Source organism: Aeromonas sp. MR7 (assembly GCF_963899385.1).
GTDB classification, from domain to species: domain Bacteria; phylum Pseudomonadota; class Gammaproteobacteria; order Enterobacterales; family Aeromonadaceae; genus Aeromonas; species Aeromonas bestiarum.
The window spans coordinates 172,347-187,409 of the sequence record NZ_CAWQXH010000049.1; the positions used below are offsets into that span (position 1 = coordinate 172,347).

Annotated in this window: 14 protein-coding genes; 13 read left to right on the top strand and 1 reads right to left on the bottom strand. The window is 60.7% G+C overall.

Features of this window, described 5'->3' with window-relative positions; translation table 11 throughout:
* Positions 1-5 precede the first annotated feature (5 nt).
* The 7 genes from ptsP to AACW87_RS18335 all read left to right on the top strand — a co-directional run bounded on the left by ptsP (position 6) and on the right by AACW87_RS18335 (position 7,059).
* Entirely contained in the window at positions 6-2,285 is a 2,280-nt protein-coding gene (gene ptsP, locus AACW87_RS18305) for a phosphoenolpyruvate--protein phosphotransferase (RefSeq protein ID WP_241325743.1), read from the top strand.
* 67 nt (positions 2,286-2,352) lie between these two features.
* On the top strand, positions 2,353-3,180 hold the full coding sequence (gene lgt / locus AACW87_RS18310; RefSeq protein ID WP_043141870.1) for a prolipoprotein diacylglyceryl transferase: 828 nt from the start codon (positions 2,353-2,355) through the stop codon (positions 3,178-3,180).
* On the top strand, positions 3,177-3,971 hold the full coding sequence (thyA, locus tag AACW87_RS18315) for a thymidylate synthase (protein WP_241325744.1): 795 nt from the start codon (positions 3,177-3,179) through the stop codon (positions 3,969-3,971). The genes lgt and thyA overlap by 4 nt, the downstream gene beginning before the upstream one ends.
* A gap of 225 nt (positions 3,972-4,196) precedes the next feature.
* Positions 4,197-5,387 carry a Na+/H+ antiporter NhaA gene (gene nhaA / locus AACW87_RS18320; RefSeq protein ID WP_042869135.1) on the top strand — a complete coding sequence of 397 codons (1,191 nt, stop codon included), beginning with the start codon at positions 4,197-4,199 and terminating at the stop codon, positions 5,385-5,387.
* A gap of 20 nt (positions 5,388-5,407) precedes the next feature.
* On the top strand, positions 5,408-5,788 hold the full coding sequence (locus tag AACW87_RS18325; RefSeq protein ID WP_445206862.1) for a hypothetical protein: 381 nt from the start codon (positions 5,408-5,410) through the stop codon (positions 5,786-5,788).
* Positions 5,775-6,707 (top strand): transcriptional activator NhaR, encoded by a 933-nt coding sequence (gene nhaR / locus AACW87_RS18330; protein WP_103471606.1) that lies wholly within the window; start codon positions 5,775-5,777, stop codon positions 6,705-6,707. Before AACW87_RS18325 ends, nhaR begins: the two co-directional genes overlap by 14 nt.
* 49 nt (positions 6,708-6,756) lie before the next feature.
* Positions 6,757-7,059 carry an ArsR/SmtB family transcription factor gene (locus AACW87_RS18335; protein WP_042869139.1) on the top strand — a complete coding sequence of 101 codons (303 nt, stop codon included), beginning with the start codon at positions 6,757-6,759 and terminating at the stop codon, positions 7,057-7,059.
* 48 nt (positions 7,060-7,107) lie between these two features.
* On the opposite strand, the gene rpsT is transcribed toward AACW87_RS18335, so the two are convergent.
* Positions 7,108-7,371, bottom strand: a complete 264-nt coding sequence (gene rpsT / locus AACW87_RS18340) for a 30S ribosomal protein S20 (RefSeq protein WP_005892298.1) — start codon at positions 7,369-7,371, stop codon at positions 7,108-7,110.
* A gap of 191 nt (positions 7,372-7,562) precedes the next feature.
* On the opposite strand from rpsT, the gene murJ reads away from it, so the two are divergent.
* From murJ to ispH, 6 genes are all read left to right on the top strand, one after another.
* Positions 7,563-9,122: a murein biosynthesis integral membrane protein MurJ gene (gene murJ, locus AACW87_RS18345; RefSeq protein WP_241325746.1), complete on the top strand. Its 1,560-nt coding sequence runs from the start codon at positions 7,563-7,565 to the stop codon at positions 9,120-9,122.
* Between the two features lie 171 nt (positions 9,123-9,293).
* On the top strand, positions 9,294-10,268 hold the full coding sequence (gene ribF / locus AACW87_RS18350; protein WP_043141564.1) for a bifunctional riboflavin kinase/FAD synthetase: 975 nt from the start codon (positions 9,294-9,296) through the stop codon (positions 10,266-10,268).
* Positions 10,268-13,129: an isoleucine--tRNA ligase gene (gene ileS, locus AACW87_RS18355; RefSeq protein ID WP_241325747.1), complete on the top strand. Its 2,862-nt coding sequence runs from the start codon at positions 10,268-10,270 to the stop codon at positions 13,127-13,129. Before ribF ends, ileS begins: the two co-directional genes overlap by 1 nt.
* A complete protein-coding gene (gene lspA / locus AACW87_RS18360) occupies positions 13,129-13,629 on the top strand; it encodes a signal peptidase II (protein WP_043141560.1) in 501 nt (166 codons plus the stop codon). The genes ileS and lspA overlap by 1 nt, the downstream gene beginning before the upstream one ends.
* 8 nt (positions 13,630-13,637) lie before the next feature.
* Positions 13,638-14,090 (top strand): FKBP-type peptidyl-prolyl cis-trans isomerase, encoded by a 453-nt coding sequence (gene fkpB, locus AACW87_RS18365; protein WP_216640194.1) that lies wholly within the window; start codon positions 13,638-13,640, stop codon positions 14,088-14,090.
* Positions 14,090-15,025, top strand: coding sequence for a 4-hydroxy-3-methylbut-2-enyl diphosphate reductase (gene ispH, locus AACW87_RS18370; protein WP_043557522.1), 936 nt, complete (start codon positions 14,090-14,092; stop codon positions 15,023-15,025). Before fkpB ends, ispH begins: the two co-directional genes overlap by 1 nt.
* Positions 15,026-15,063 lie beyond the last annotated feature (38 nt).

Consider the following 15,063-nt stretch of genomic DNA (forward strand, 5'->3'; position numbering starts at 1 on the left):
CCTAGTTGCTGACGGAACTCAGACGCATCGTCGAAAGCATGGCCGAAGCCAACACCCTGGAGCTGGCCCTGCAGGCATTGGTCAGCCAGACCCGGCTGGCCATGATGGTGGACTGCTGTTCCGTCTATGTTTCTGAACCTGACATGCGCCGCTACCGGCTTGCCGCGACCGATGGTCTGGCCGAGTCGGCGGTGGGCAAGGCGACCCTGCCATTCGAGCAGGGCATAGTCGGTCTGGTGGGTCAGCGCGAAGAGCTGATCAACCTGGCCGATGCCCCCTCCCATCCCAGTTTCAAATTCCTGCCCGATGTGGCCGAAGAGGCGTTTCGCTCCTTCCTTGGCGCCCCCATCATGCATCAGCGCCAGGTGGTGGGCATTCTGGTGGTGCAGCAGAAGGACAGTCGCCTCTTCGATGAGGGGGAGGAGTCCTTCATGGTCACGCTGGCGGCCCAGCTGGCGGCCCGCATCGCCCAGGCGCAGGCCAAGGGCTGGTTGCAGAAGACCGACTGGAGCAAGCCGCTGCGCGGCATCGCCGGGGCCAGCGGCATTGCCATGGCCAAGGCCTGGGTGTGGCGGCCCCGCAAGGAGCTCAGCTCCATCACCCCGCGCAAGGACGAGGAGCACGCCAAGCAGCTGGAGCGGCTGAATGTGGCGGTGGAAGAGGTACGCCACGATCTGGAGAGTCTGGCGCTGCGGTTTCGCGAGAGCTACAGCCAGGATTCGGTCGCCATCTTCGACATCTATCTGCATCTGCTGAACGATCCCGGTTACATCAAGCCCATCCGCAACAAGGTGAGCAAGGAGCACTGGACGGCCGTGTCGGCGGTCAAGCTCATCAGCGACCGGCTGATCGATCAGTTCAAGGGGATGAAGGATCCTTACCTGCAGGAGCGCTCCACCGATGTGAAGGACATAGCCCAGCGGCTCATCAGCCGGCTGGTGCAGAATGAACCTGAACACATCACGGTCGGCGAGCCCGTGGTGCTGGTCGCCGACGAGGTGACGGCCACCATACTCGCCGAGGTGCCGCGGGAATTCCTGACCGGGGTGGTCTCCCTCAAGGGGGGCACCAACTCCCACGCCGCCATTTTGGCCCGTGCCATGGGGGTGGCGGCCATCATGGGGGTGGATCTGCCGCTCGGCGACATAGGCGGTCGCATGCTGGTCGTCGACGGCTACAGCGGCGATCTCTTCATCGAGCCCAATCAGGTGATCCTGACCGAGTATCGGCAACTGCTCAACGAGGAGCGGGCGCTCGATACCCTGGTGCGCAGCGTCGACAACCAGCCATCGGAAACCGCCGACGGCACTCCTGTCTCCTTGCTGCTCAACGCGGGCCTGAGCGCCGACACCGAGATCTCCCTCAATCATCTGGCGGACGGAGTCGGGCTCTATCGCACCGAGATCCCCTTCATGCTGCAGGACAGCTTCCCCTCAGAGTGGGAGCAGACGGCGCGCTATCGCGGCATCCTGGAAACCTATCGCAATCGTCCTGTCTGCATGCGCACGCTGGATGTGGGGGGCGACAAGCAGCTGCCCTATTTCCCCATCGTCGAGGAAAATCCCTTCCTTGGCTGGCGGGGGATCCGGCTCACCCTGGATCACCCCGAACTGTTCCTGGTTCAGCTCAAGGCGATGCTGCGGGCCAGCGAGGGGCTGGACAACCTGGCCATCATGCTGCCGATGATCAGCAGCGTCAGCGAAATCAGGGCCTCCCGCCGGCTGCTGGATCAGGCCTGGCGAGAAGTGTCGGAAGAGGCGGCCAGTCGCGATGCGGTGATCCGCTACCCCAGCCTGGGGGTGATGATAGAGGTGCCGTCCGCTCTCTATATACTGCCCGAGATGGCGCCACTCATCGACTTCTGGTCGGTGGGCAGCAATGACCTGACGCAATACCTGCTAGCGGTGGATCGCAACAATGCCCGCGTCGCCAACATCTACGATGCCTTCCATCCCGCGGTGATCCGCGCCCTGCAACTGCTGGTCGATGCCTCCCATCGCTACCAGAAACCTGTCTCCGTGTGTGGCGAGCTGGCCGGCGATCCGGTCGGTGTGCTCTTGCTGCTGGCCATGGGCTATCGCCGCTTCAGTATGAACACCCACAACATTGCCCGCATCAAGTACGTGCTGCGTCAATCCACCCTGAGCGAGCTGACCGCGCTGATGGCCGACGGCCTCAAGCACGACAATCCTCACGTGCTGCGCGGCCTGTTCGCCCGTTACCTGGAAGAGCACGGTCTGGGCGGCTTGCTGCGGGCCGGTCACAAAACGAAACAGACTGATTGATAATCATGCCTTGTCCCTGCTGACGAATGATCGGAAAATGCGGCTTTTCTTATGACTGGGGCCGCATATGCAGCACGATGGATATTGGGTTTTCTCGCAGGTTGATCCTGTAGCATTCAGTTTGGGGCCACTATCGGTACGCTGGTACGGTCTCATGTATCTGTTTGGTTTCGCCTTCGCCATGTGGCTGGCGGGGCGTCGCGCCGATACACCGAACAGCGGCTGGACCCGCAACGAGGTCTCCGATCTGCTGTTTTACGGCTTCCTCGGGGTGATCCTGGGTGGCCGGGTCGGTTACGTGCTGTTCTACAACTTCGACATGTTCCTGGCCGATCCCCTCTACCTGTTCAAGATCTGGACCGGCGGCATGTCGTTCCACGGTGGCCTGATCGGGGTCATCACCGCCATGATCTGGTTCGCTCACAAGACCAAGCGCCACTTCTTCACCGTGGCCGACTTCGTGGCACCGCTGATCCCGTTTGGCCTCGGCGTGGGTCGCATCGGCAACTTCCTGAACGGCGAGCTGTGGGGCCGGGTAACCGATGTGCCCTGGGCCATCATATTCCCTGAGGCTGGCCCGGAGCCGCGTCACCCTTCCCAGCTCTATCAGTTCGCGCTGGAAGGTGTGGTGCTGTTCATCATCCTCAACCTGTTCTGGCGCAAGAACCCGCCCCGTGGCGCCATCTCAGGCATGTTCCTGTTGTTCTACGGTCTGTTCCGCTTCCTGGTGGAGTTTGTGCGTCAGCCGGACAGCCAGCTGGGTCTCTACTTCCAGGAGATCAGCATGGGCCAGATCCTCTCCATGCCGATGATCATCGTCGGTGCCATCATGATCTGGGTCGCCTACAAGCGTCCTCAGCTGTTCGGCAACGCCGCGAAGGAGGCAAAGCAATGAGAGCCTATCTTGACCTGATGCAGAAGATTCTGGATGAGGGCACGGTCAAATCCGACCGCACCGGTACCGGTACCGTCTCCCTGTTCGGCCACCAGATGCGCTTCAATCTGGCGGATGGCTTTCCGCTGGTCACCACCAAGAAGTGCCACCTGCGCTCCATCATTCATGAGCTGCTCTGGTTCCTCAACGGTGACACCAACACCGCCTATCTGAAAGAGCACGGCGTCAGCATCTGGGATGAGTGGGCCGACGAGCATGGCGATCTGGGGCCTGTCTATGGCGCCCAGTGGCGCTCCTGGCCGGCGGCCGATGGCTCCGTCATCGATCAGATCCAGCGGGCTGTGGATGACATCAAGCACAATCCGGATTCGCGCCGCATCATAGTCTCCGCCTGGAACGTGGGCGAGCTCGATAAAATGGCATTGGCACCCTGCCACGCCTTCTTCCAGTTCTATGTGGCGGACGGCAAGCTCTCCTGCCAGCTCTACCAGCGCAGCTGTGATGTGTTCCTCGGCCTGCCGTTCAACATCGCCAGCTATGCATTGCTGACCCACATGATGGCCCAGCAGTGCGATCTGGAAGTGGGCGATTTCGTCTGGACCGGTGGTGATGTGCACCTCTACTCCAATCACATGGAGCAGACCGCGCTGCAGCTCTCCCGCGAGCCACGGCCCTTGCCGCAGCTGGCGATCAAGCGCAAGCCGGACTCCCTCTTCGACTACAGGTTCGAGGATTTCGAGATCCTGGGGTACGACCCCCATCCCGGCATCAAGGCGCCCGTCGCCATCTAATGTAAAAGGCGCCTTGAGGCGCCTTTTTTATGCATAAAAATAACTTAAAATTCATTTTATTGATTGCGTCATCAAGGGGGCCTGAGTGCAGTAAAACTTGCGTATAGCAGGCACCTTCTGTTTTGCCTTCGGTTTTTTCGTTGTATTCAGCAGTAAGAAACGATTTTCCATTAATTGTTATGGGATATAGACTCAAATCAAAGTAATACTGTGGATAATTTAACCATGAGCAACGTAATAAAGAAGTTTCTGCAGCTGGAGGCCGCCTCCGGAATAATTCTGATCATGGCAGCCATACTGGCGATGGTATTGGCCAACACGGGTCTGGCCGGTGGCTATCAGGCATTCCTCGATACGCCGGTGCAGGTGCGCATCGCCGCACTCGACATCAACAAGCCGTTGCTGCTCTGGATCAACGACGGTTTCATGGCGATCTTCTTCCTGCTGGTCGGGCTTGAGGTCAAGCGCGAGATGCTGGAAGGGGCCCTCTCTTCCCGGGTGCAGGCGACCTTCCCGGCCATAGCCGCGGTCGGCGGCATGCTGGCCCCCGCGCTCATCTACGCCTTCTTCAACTACTCGGATGAAGTGGCGCGCGCCGGCTGGGCTATCCCCGCCGCGACCGACATCGCCTTCGCCCTCGGGGTGATGGCGCTGCTGGGCAAGCGGGTGCCGGTCAGCCTCAAGGTGTTCCTGCTGGCGCTGGCCATCATGGACGACCTGGGTGTCATCATCATCATCGCGCTCTTCTATACCCAGCAGCTGTCGCTGACGGCGCTGGCGGTCGGCATACTGGCGACCCTGACCCTGCTGTGGATGAATCGCCGTGGGGAGGACAGGATCGGCCTCTACATGCTGGTGGGGCTGGTGCTCTGGGTGGCTGTGCTCAAGTCCGGCGTCCATGCGACCCTGGCTGGCGTCATAGTGGGCTTCATGATACCGCTCAACGGCAAGCGTTATGCCTCGCCGCTCAAGCATCTGGAGCACTCGCTGCACCCGTGGAGTGCCTACCTGATACTGCCGCTGTTCGCCTTTGCCAATGCGGGGGTTTCGCTGGACGGGATAGGCCTGTCGTCCCTGCTGAGCCCTGTCCCTCTTGGCATCATGCTGGGGCTGTTCGTGGGCAAGCCGCTCGGGGTGTTCACCATCAGCTGGCTGGCGGTCAAGCTGGGCATCGCCCAGTTGCCGGGCGGGGTCAACTTCAAGCAGATTTTTGCGGTCAGCATACTGTGTGGCATCGGCTTTACCATGTCGATGTTCATCGCATCGCTGGCGTTCGAGCACGGCGGATTGGATTACGGCAGCTATTCACGCCTCGGGATCCTGGTGGGATCCACCCTGGCGGCGGTGGTCGGTTATCTCGCCCTGCGGATGTCGCTCCCCAACCGGGAGGCGGATCAAAGCACGGAGGGGTTATGAGAAGAGTGATAGGCTTGGTCATGCTGGCGAGCCCGGGGCTCTGGGCGGCCAGTCTGGAGGATTGTCAGCAGGATGCGGCATCAAACAGCTGCTCCGCCTATCTCAACGGGGTGGTCGACAGCGCCGTCATGCTGGGGGACAAGCAGGCCAAGGCCCAATTCGGTGAGACCTTCGCCGAGCGGGCCCTGAGCAGTCGGGCCGGTGAGCGGGTCAAGCAGTCCAACAAACGCTACTGCGGCGAGCGGATGCCTGACAAGGTGCGCCTCAAGGCCAACTTGCAGGCGCAGTTCACCGCAAACAAGGTTGACTCGATCAGCGACATGTATGACATTCTGGCGGCTGAACTCAGCTGCTACCGGAGTCCGCGTACCGCGGGAACCCCATCGGATGTCACACCTTAACTACAACCACCTTTACTATTTTTGGATGACTCAGAAGAAGGGCTCCGTCACCCAGGCGGCGGAAGCCCTCTTCTTGACCCCGCAGACTGTCACCGGCCAGATCAAGCTGCTGGAGCAGCGCCTGGGCGGCAAGCTGCTGATGCGCAAGGGGCGCTCCCTCGAGGCCACCGAGCTGGGCCAGCTGGTGTTTCGCTATGCCGACAAGATGTTCAGCCTCTCCTACGAGATGCTGGATATCGTCAACTACCGCAAGGAGAGCCAGATACTGTTCGACGTCGGCATCGCCGATGCGCTCTCCAAACGCCTCGCCAGCCGGGTACTGCTCTCGGTCATTCCCAACGATGGCTCCATCCACCTGCGCTGCTTCGAATCGACCCACGAGCTGCTGCTGGAACAGCTGAGCGAGCACAAGCTCGACATGATCCTCTCCGACTGTCCGGTGGACTCCAGCCAGCATGCGGGCCTACTCTCCAAGCGGCTCGGCGGTTGTGGCGTCAGCTTCTTCTGCAAGGCGCCGCTGCCCGAGAAGCCCTTTCCCGCCTGTCTGGAGGAGCGCAAGCTGCTGATCCCGGGACGTCGTACCGCCATGGGTCGCCAGCTGACCCAGTGGTTCGAGCAGCAGGGCATCTCCCCCAGTATCCTCGGGGAGTTCGACGATGCGGCCCTGATGAAGGCCTTCGGTTTCTTCAATCAGGGCATCTTCATGGCCCCCACCATCTATCGGGAGGAGATCCTGGAAGGGGAGGAGGTGATGCTGATCGGGGAGACCCAGGATCTGATGGAGGAGTATTACGTCATCTTCGCCGAGCGGATGATCCAGCATCCGGCGGTAAAACGGGTATGCGAGAGTGATTTCTCCTTCCTGTTTGCCGGGCGGGAGGACTTCACCACGATTCAACCGGCAACCCTGGCATTTTAAATCAGCGGGTCACAGAGTATGATTCTTGCCTCGGACGAGAGGGGATGAGATGCAACTGGAAGAGATGGAGGCGAATGCGAGCCGGGCGGTGGCGCTGCTCAAGGCACTGGCCAACGAACGACGACTGTTTATTCTGTGTCAGCTGCAGGATCGGGAACTGTCGGTGGGGGAACTCAACGAGGTGCTCGGATTGAGCCAGTCAGCCCTGTCACAGCACTTGGCCGTGCTTCGGCGGGATGAGTTGGTGGAGACGCGAAAAGAGGCCCAGACGGTCTACTATTCGCTGCGCAGCCACGAGGTGCGCGAAATGATTGCCCTGCTGCACAAGCTTTACTGCAGCGCAGATAAATAAAAACCGGCACTGAGGCCGGTTTTTTTAGCTTTATACAGCCGAAGCTGATTAAGCCATAGCTTTGATCTGGGCAGACAGGCGGCTCTTGTGACGAGCAGCTTTGTTCTTGTGGATCAGGCCTTTGGTAGCCATGCGATCCATGATCGGCTGAGCGGTAGCAAAAGCAGCAACGGCAGCAGCTTTGTCGCCAGAAGCGATGGCAGCAATTACTTTCTTCAGATAGGTACGGGTCATTGAACGACGGCTGGCGTTGTGTTGACGACGTTTCTCTGACTGAATCGCGCGCTTCTTAGCAGATTTGATATTAGCCAAGGTAAAACTCCTAAAACTGTCTTAGCGAGTGTATTGAAAAGGCCCGGAAATATGCCTTCTCAACCACATATTGTCAAATGATTTGTGCAAATAAACACCGCCCCCCGGTGGTGTGTCTGTTGGGAGGCGGTTAAACTGTCGGCCGATTCTACCAGCATTCTTTCCATTCTGACAGTTCCAGAGGCTTCGTCTTGAGTAAGAAATTGATCAAATCCGGCATGATAGTGTCCGCAATGACGCTGGCGTCCCGTGTGATGGGCTTGGTTCGCGATGTGGTCATCGCCAATCTGCTCGGCGCCGGGGTGGCCGCAGACGTCTTCTTCTTTGCCAACCGCATTCCCAACTTCCTGCGCCGGCTGTTCGCCGAAGGGGCCTTTAACCAGGCTTTTGTTCCCGTGATGACGGAGTACAAGAAAAAGGGCGATGAGCGCGAGGTGCGCGAATTGCTGGCCGCCGTGGCGGGTACGCTTGGTGGCATAGTCACCGTCGTTACCCTGCTCGGGGTGCTGGGCTCGGGCGTGCTGACGGCCCTGTTCGGCTGGGGCTGGTTCTGGGACTGGCTGCATGGCGGGCCGGCGGCCGAGAAGTTCGAGCTGGCCAGCCTGATGCTCAAAATCACCTTCCCCTACCTCTGGTTCATCACCTTCACCGCCATGGCGGGGGCCATACTCAACACCTTTGGCCGCTTTGCCGTCTCCTCGTTTACGCCCGTGTTTCTCAACCTCACCATGATAGCGGCGGCCTGGTGGATAGCGCCCTTGATGGAGCGGCCAGAGATAGCCCTCGCCATCGGTGTCTTTCTCGGCGGTCTGGTGCAGTTCCTGTTCCAGTATCCCTTCCTGCGCCAGATCAACATGCTGGTGTGGCCCAAGTGGGGTTGGCATCATCCCGGGGTGATCAAGATCCGCACCCTGATGATCCCGGCGCTGTTTGGCGTCTCGGTCAGCCAGATCAACTTGCTGATCAACACCATGCTTGCCTCCTTCCTCGCCACCGGCGCCATCAGCTATCTCTATTACTCGGATCGGCTGCTGGAGTTTCCCCTCGGCCTGTTTGCGGTGGCCATCAGTACAGTGATCCTGCCTGCGCTGGCCAAGAAGCACGTGGATGAGGATCCGGCCGACTTCGCCCGTACCATGGACTGGGGGGTACGCATGGTGATGCTGCTCGGCCTGCCGGCCATGGTGGGGATAGCCGTGTTGCGCGAGCCCATACTGCGAGTGCTCTTCATGCGCGGCGAGTTCGGCATGCACGAGGTGAGCATGTCCAGTGCCAGCCTGCTGGCTTCCACCACGGGCCTGCTCTCCCTGATGCTGATCAAGGTGCTGGCGCCGGGCTACTACGCCCGCCAGGATACCAAGACGCCGGTGCGGATCGGGGTGATGTCCATGATTGCCAACATGGTGTGCAACCTCATCTTCATCTTCCCGCTCGGCTATGTGGGGCTGGCGCTGTCGACCGCCTGCTCGGGCACCTTGAATGCGGCCTTGCTGTTCAAGGGCTTGTATCAGCAGTCGGTCTACCGTCCGTCCCGCCATACCGGGATCTTCTGTCTCAAGCTGCTGGTGGCGACCGTGCTGATGGGGGGGCTGCTTGGCTACCTGTCGCCGGATCTCGCGCAATGGGGCGCCTGGGGCATGGGCAAGGCCAGCATGCAGCTGACCATGTTGCTCTGTCTGGGCGGGGCCCTGTATGGCGTCATACTGCTGGCGCTGGGCATTCGGCCAAGACACCTGAGATCGGGTCAGTAGCCGCAGTGACACTGCCGCCATGGGCGGGTGAAACTTGCAGGGGGTGGCTCTGATGGCGCTCGGCATTCGGAATTTGACCAGGATGCCTGAAATCGGGCCATGAGGGCTGACCCTGCCTGCTGGCTGATATATAATCCGCCGATTTCCATGGCAGCAACGCACAAGGCACTGATGGAGCTTATTCGCGGTATTCACAATATCAAGCCCCGTCACCGGGGGTGTGTATTGACCATAGGCAACTTTGATGGGGTCCATCAGGGTCACCATGCCGTGCTGGCACGCCTGCAGGAAAAAGCCGTCCAACTCGGCCTTCCCGCCTGCGTCATGCTGTTCGAGCCCCAGCCCCTTGAGCTGTTTGCAGGTAGCGAGGCGCCTGCCCGCCTCAGTCGGCTGCGGGAGAAGTACGAGGCGCTCAGGGGCATGCAGCTCGATCGCATGCTCTGCGTGCGCTTCAACCATCGCTTCGCCGAACAGTCCGCCGCCACCTTCATCGAGCAACTGCTGGTGAATAAGCTCGGCGTGCACTATCTGGTGGTCGGCGATGATTTTCGCTTCGGCAAGGGGCGGGAAGGGGACTTCCAGCTGCTGGAGGCGGCGGGGCAGCGTTTCGGTTTCGAGGTGATCAGCACCCAGAGCTTCCAGCTTGAACGCCAGCGGGTCAGCAGCACGCTAGTGCGCGAGGCTCTCAAAGCCGGCCGGATGGCGGAGGTGGAGCTGATGCTCGGTCGCCCCTATACCATCAGTGGCCGGGTGGCCCACGGTGACAAGCTGGGCCGCACCATAGGTTTTCCCACCGCCAATCTGGCGCTCAAACGCCAGGTGATCCCGGTCGGTGGCGTGTTCGCGGTGGAAGTGGTATGTTCCGGCAAGACCTTCCCCGGTGTCGCCAATGTGGGTGTACGGCCGACCTTGAGCGGTACACAAGCCAGATTGGAAGTACATCTATTTGATTTTTCTGGCGATCTATATGGTCAACAGGTCAAGGTGCTGCTTCGCCACAAGCTGCGCGAAGAGCAGAAGTTTGCCTCTTTCACCGCCTTGAAAGAGCAGATCGAACGAGATGCCCTGGCGGCCCGAGCCTGGTTCGGGCTGCCACCATTCAATTTACCCAGCACTCTTTTAGAAAAGAAGGGAACCCAGGACTGATGAGCGACTATAAACATACCCTGAATCTTCCGGAAACCGAGTTTCCGATGCGTGGCGATCTGGCCAAACGCGAACCCAACATGCTGAAACGTTGGTACGATCAGGATCTTTACGGCGCCATTCGCCGCGCCAAAGCGGGCAAGCCCTCCTTCATTCTGCATGATGGCCCTCCCTACGCGAACGGCAGCATTCACATCGGTCACTCGGTCAACAAGATCCTGAAAGATGTCATCATCAAGTCCAAGGGCCTCTCCGGCTTCGATTCTCCCTATGTGCCCGGCTGGGATTGCCACGGTCTGCCCATAGAGCTGAAAGTGGAAGGCATGGTCGGCAAGCCGGGCGAGAAGGTTTCCGCCGCCGAGTTCCGCGCCGAGTGCCGCAAATATGCCAAGACCCAGATCGAAGCGCAGAAGACCGACTTCATCCGTCTGGGCGTGCTGGGTGACTGGGAACATCCCTACCTGACCATGGATTTTGGCACCGAAGCCAACATCATCCGCTCCATGGCCAAGATCGTCGAAAACGGCCACCTGCACAAAGGTTCCAAGCCGGTGCACTGGTGTACCGACTGTGGCTCCGCCCTGGCTGAAGCCGAGGTTGAGTACTACGACAAGAACTCCCCCTCCATCGACGTGCGTTTCAAGGCCGTCGACGAGGCTGCCGTTGCCGCCAAGTTTGATTGCGCCGAAGGCCACACCGGCAAGGGCCCGCTCTCCGTGGTGATCTGGACCACCACCCCCTGGACCCTGCCGGCCAACCGCGGCGTCGCCATGCACGCAGACCTCGACTATGCCCTGGTGCAGGTGGATGGCGAGCATCCTGAGCGCCTGATCCTGGCTGCCGACCTGGTCAAGGACGTGATGGACCGCGCTGGCATCGAGCAGTTCCACAACCTGGGTTATGCCAAGGGTGCGGCGCTCGAGCGGCTGCGCTTCAACCACCCCTTCTACAGCTTCGACGTGCCTGTGGTACTGGGTGATCACGTCACCCTGGATGCCGGTACCGGCGCCGTTCACACCGCCCCTGGCCACGGTCAGGAAGACTTTGTGGTCGGTCAGAAGTACGGTCTGGAAGTGGCCAACCCGGTTGGCAGCAATGGCGTTTACCTGCCGGATACCGAACTGTTTGCCGGCCAGCACGTGTTCAAGGCCAATGCGGCCGTGGTCGAGGTGCTGAACGAGCGTGGTGCCCTGCTGCACCACATGGTGTTCAACCACTCCTACCCGCATTGCTGGCGTCACAAGACCCCTATCATCTTCCGTGCCACCCCGCAGTGGTTCATCAGCATGGAACAGAAGGGTCTGCGCAAGCGTGCGCTGGAAGAGATCGAGCGCATCGAGAAAGACGGGATCACCCAGCACGGCCAGAGCGGCTGGGTTCCGGCCTGGGGCAAGAACCGCATCCAGGCCATGGTCGAGAACCGTCCTGACTGGTGCATCTCCCGTCAGCGTACCTGGGGCGTGCCCATCTCCCTGTTCGTTCACAAGGAGACTCAGCAACTGCACCCGGAATCCGTGCGCCTGATGCATGAAGTGGCCAAGCGGGTCGAGCAGGCCGGCATCCAGGCCTGGTGGGATCTGGACAAGGCCGAGCTGCTGGGTAGCGACGCCGACATGTACGACAAGGTGCCCGACACCCTGGACGTCTGGTTTGACTCAGGTTCGACTCACTCTTCAGTGGTCGATGCCCGTCCCGAGTTCAACGGTCACTCCGCCGACCTCTATCTGGAAGGTTCCGACCAGCACCGTGGCTGGTTCATGTCCTCCCTGATGATCGGCGTGGCCATGAAAGACAAGGCGCCCTACAACCAGGTGCTGACTCACGGCTTCACCGTGGATGGTCAGGGTCGCAAGATGTCCAAGTCCATCGGCAACGTGGTCAGCCCGCAGGACGTGATGAACAAGCTGGGTGCCGACATCCTGCGTCTGTGGGTCGCCAGTACCGATTACACCGGCGAGATGACTGTCTCCGACGAGATCCTCAAGCGCTCTGCCGATGCCTATCGCCGCATCCGCAACACAGCCCGTTTCCTGCTGGCCAACCTGAACGGCTTCAATCCGGCAACCGACATGGTGGCTCCGGCTGACATGGTGGTGGTGGATCGCTGGGCCGTGGGTCGTGCCAAGGCGGTACAGGCCGAGATAGTGACGGCATTCGACGAGTACAACTTCCACGGCGTGACCCAGAAGCTGATGCAGTTCTGCTCCATCGAGATGGGTTCCTTCTACCTGGACGTCATCAAGGATCGTCAGTACACCGCCAAGGCAGATAGCCTGGCTCGTCGCTCCTGCCAGACAGCTCTGTATCACATAGTGGAAGCCATGGTGCGCTGGATGGCGCCTATCATGAGCTTCACCGCCGACGAGATCTGGGCCCTGTTGCCGGGTGAGCGCAGCGAGTTCGTGTTCACCGAGGAGTGGTATGACGGCCTGTTCGGGCTGGATGCCGGCGAGCAGATGGGCGATGCCTTCTGGGCCGAGATCCTGACCGTGCGCGGTGAAGTGAACAAGGCGCTGGAAGCGGCCCGTGGCGAGAAGCGCATCGGCGGCTCCCTGCAGGCCGAACTGACCCTGTTCGCCAAGCCTGCGCTGGCCGAGCGTCTGAATGCCCTGGCTGACGAGCTGCGCTTCGTGCTGCTCACCTCCAAGGCCAAGGTCGTGATCGCTGACAGTGCACCGGAAGGTTCCGTTGCGACCGAGCGCGATGACCTCTGGCTGAGCGTGGCCCAGTCCGCCGCCGCCAAGTGCGACCGCTGCTGGCACCATGTGGAAGACGTGGGCACCATAGCCGGTCACGAAGAGATCTGTGGCCGCTGCGTCACCAACGTCGAGGGTGACGGCGAAACACGTCAATTTGCCTGATGAACATGACTCATAACAAGAGCGGCCTGCGTTGGCTGTGGCTGGCGGTGCTGGCATTCGTACTGGACCAGGCGAGCAAGCTCGCCGTGGTCAAGCTGCTGCCGTTTGGCTATCCGGGGGTGGAGATCACCCCCTTCTTCAATCTGGTGCACGTCTACAACAAGGGTGCGGCGTTCAGCTTCCTGGCCGATCAGGGGGGCTGGCAGCGCTGGTTCTTCGCCGTGCTGGCGTTTGCCATCTGCGGGCTGCTGATCCACTGGCTGCGCAAGCAGTCGGTTACCCAGCGCTGGAGCGGCATCGCCTATTCGCTCATCATCGGCGGGGCCCTTGGCAACGTGTTTGATCGGCTGGTGCTTGGCCACGTGGTCGACTTCCTCGACTTCTACTGGCAGCGTTCCCATTGGCCGGCGTTCAACCTAGCGGACAGCTTCATCTTCATCGGCGCCGCCATGATAGTGCTGGAAGGCTTCCGTTCCGAGAAGAAGAGGGAGGTGGCATGAGTCAGCCTATCGCCGCCGAAATTACGGCCAACAGCAGCGTGCTGTTTCACTTCGCCATCAAGCTGGAAGACGGCTCGGTTGCTGACAGCACAGCGCTGCACGGCAAACCGGCCCGCCTGCGGATGGGAGATGGCAGCCTGACCAACACCTTCGAACAGTGCCTGCTGGGCCTGCAACAGGGCGACGCCAAGAGCTTCACGCTGGCGCCGGAGCAGGCGTTCGGCCTCGCCAATCCCGACAACATCTACCATCTGGATCGAGCCAAGTTCGGCGCCGAGGTGGAGCCCAAGGTCGGCACCATCATCCTCTTCGACCAGCCCAATGGCAGCGAGCTGCCCGGCATCATACGGGCGGTGGAAGGCATGTCGGTGACGGTCGATTTCAACCACCCCCTGGCCGGTCATACCGTCACCTTCGAGGTGGAGATCCTGGGCGTTGATGACGAGGAAGAGGTTCACTGATGGATATTCTGCTCGCGAATCCTCGCGGTTTCTGCGCCGGCGTTGATCGTGCCATCAGCATAGTCGAGAGCGCGCTGGAGAAGTTCGGTGCTCCCATCTATGTCCGTCACGAAGTGGTGCACAACCGCTATGTGGTGAACAAGCTGAAAGAGGCGGGGGCCGTGTTCGTCGAGGAGCTGGACGAGGTGCCGGACGACAGTATCGTCATCTTCTCCGCCCACGGCGTGGCCAAGACGGTGCGCGAGATGGCCAAGTCCCGTGCCCTCAAGGTGTTTGATGCCACCTGCCCGCTGGTGACCAAGGTACACATGGAAGTCCATCGCGCCAGTCGCAAGGGCTCCGAAGCCGTGCTCATCGGTCACGCGGGTCACCCCGAGGTGATCGGCACCATGGGCCAGTACGAGAACCGCGAAGGCGGCATGTATCTGGTGGAAACGCCGGACGATGTGGCCAAACTCCAGGTGAAGAATCCGGATGATCTCTGCTTCGTCACCCAGACTACCCTGAGTGTGGATGAAACCTCGGATGTGATCGACGCCCTGCGCAAGCAGTTCCCCAAGATCCAGGGGCCGCGCAAGGACGATATCTGTTACGCCACCCAGAACCGCCAGGATGCGGTGCGGGAGATGGCGGGGCTGGTAGATGCCATGCTGGTGGTCGGGTCACGCAACTCTTCCAACTCCAACCGTCTGCGCGAGCTGGCCGAGAAGGTGGGGGCTCGCGCCTACCTGATCGACGATGCCTCCATGATCGAAACCGGCTGGCTGGAGGGGGTCGAGCGCATCGGGGTGACGGCCGGCGCCTCGGCACCGGACGTGCTGGTGCAGAACGTTATCGCCCGCCTGCGCGAGCTGGGCGGCAATATGGTTGTCGAGCACCCGGGTCGCGAAGAGAACGTGGTGTTTGAAGTGCCGCCCGAGCTGCGGATCCTCTGATCCGCATCCTGTTGGTCGGGATGAGATGATGGGTCCCC

Bases quoted from the DNA above. Each gene is read 5' to 3' on its own strand.
- ileS (WP_241325747.1), top strand. From the start codon at position 10,268: ATGAGCGACTATAAACATACCCTGAATCTTCCGGAAACCGAGTTTCCG.
- thyA (WP_241325744.1), top strand. From the start codon at position 3,177: ATGAGAGCCTATCTTGACCTGATGCAGAAGATTCTGGATGAGGGCACG.
- AACW87_RS18335 (WP_042869139.1), top strand. From the start codon at position 6,757: ATGCAACTGGAAGAGATGGAGGCGAATGCGAGCCGGGCGGTGGCGCTG.
- nhaR (WP_103471606.1), top strand. From the start codon at position 5,775: ATGTCACACCTTAACTACAACCACCTTTACTATTTTTGGATGACTCAG.
- lgt (WP_043141870.1), top strand. From the start codon at position 2,353: ATGCAGCACGATGGATATTGGGTTTTCTCGCAGGTTGATCCTGTAGCA.
- ribF (WP_043141564.1), top strand. From the start codon at position 9,294: ATGGAGCTTATTCGCGGTATTCACAATATCAAGCCCCGTCACCGGGGG.
- lspA (WP_043141560.1), top strand. From the start codon at position 13,129: ATGAACATGACTCATAACAAGAGCGGCCTGCGTTGGCTGTGGCTGGCG.
- AACW87_RS18325 (WP_445206862.1), top strand. From the start codon at position 5,408: ATGCTGGCGAGCCCGGGGCTCTGGGCGGCCAGTCTGGAGGATTGTCAG.
- nhaA (WP_042869135.1), top strand. From the start codon at position 4,197: ATGAGCAACGTAATAAAGAAGTTTCTGCAGCTGGAGGCCGCCTCCGGA.
- ispH (WP_043557522.1), top strand. From the start codon at position 14,090: ATGGATATTCTGCTCGCGAATCCTCGCGGTTTCTGCGCCGGCGTTGAT.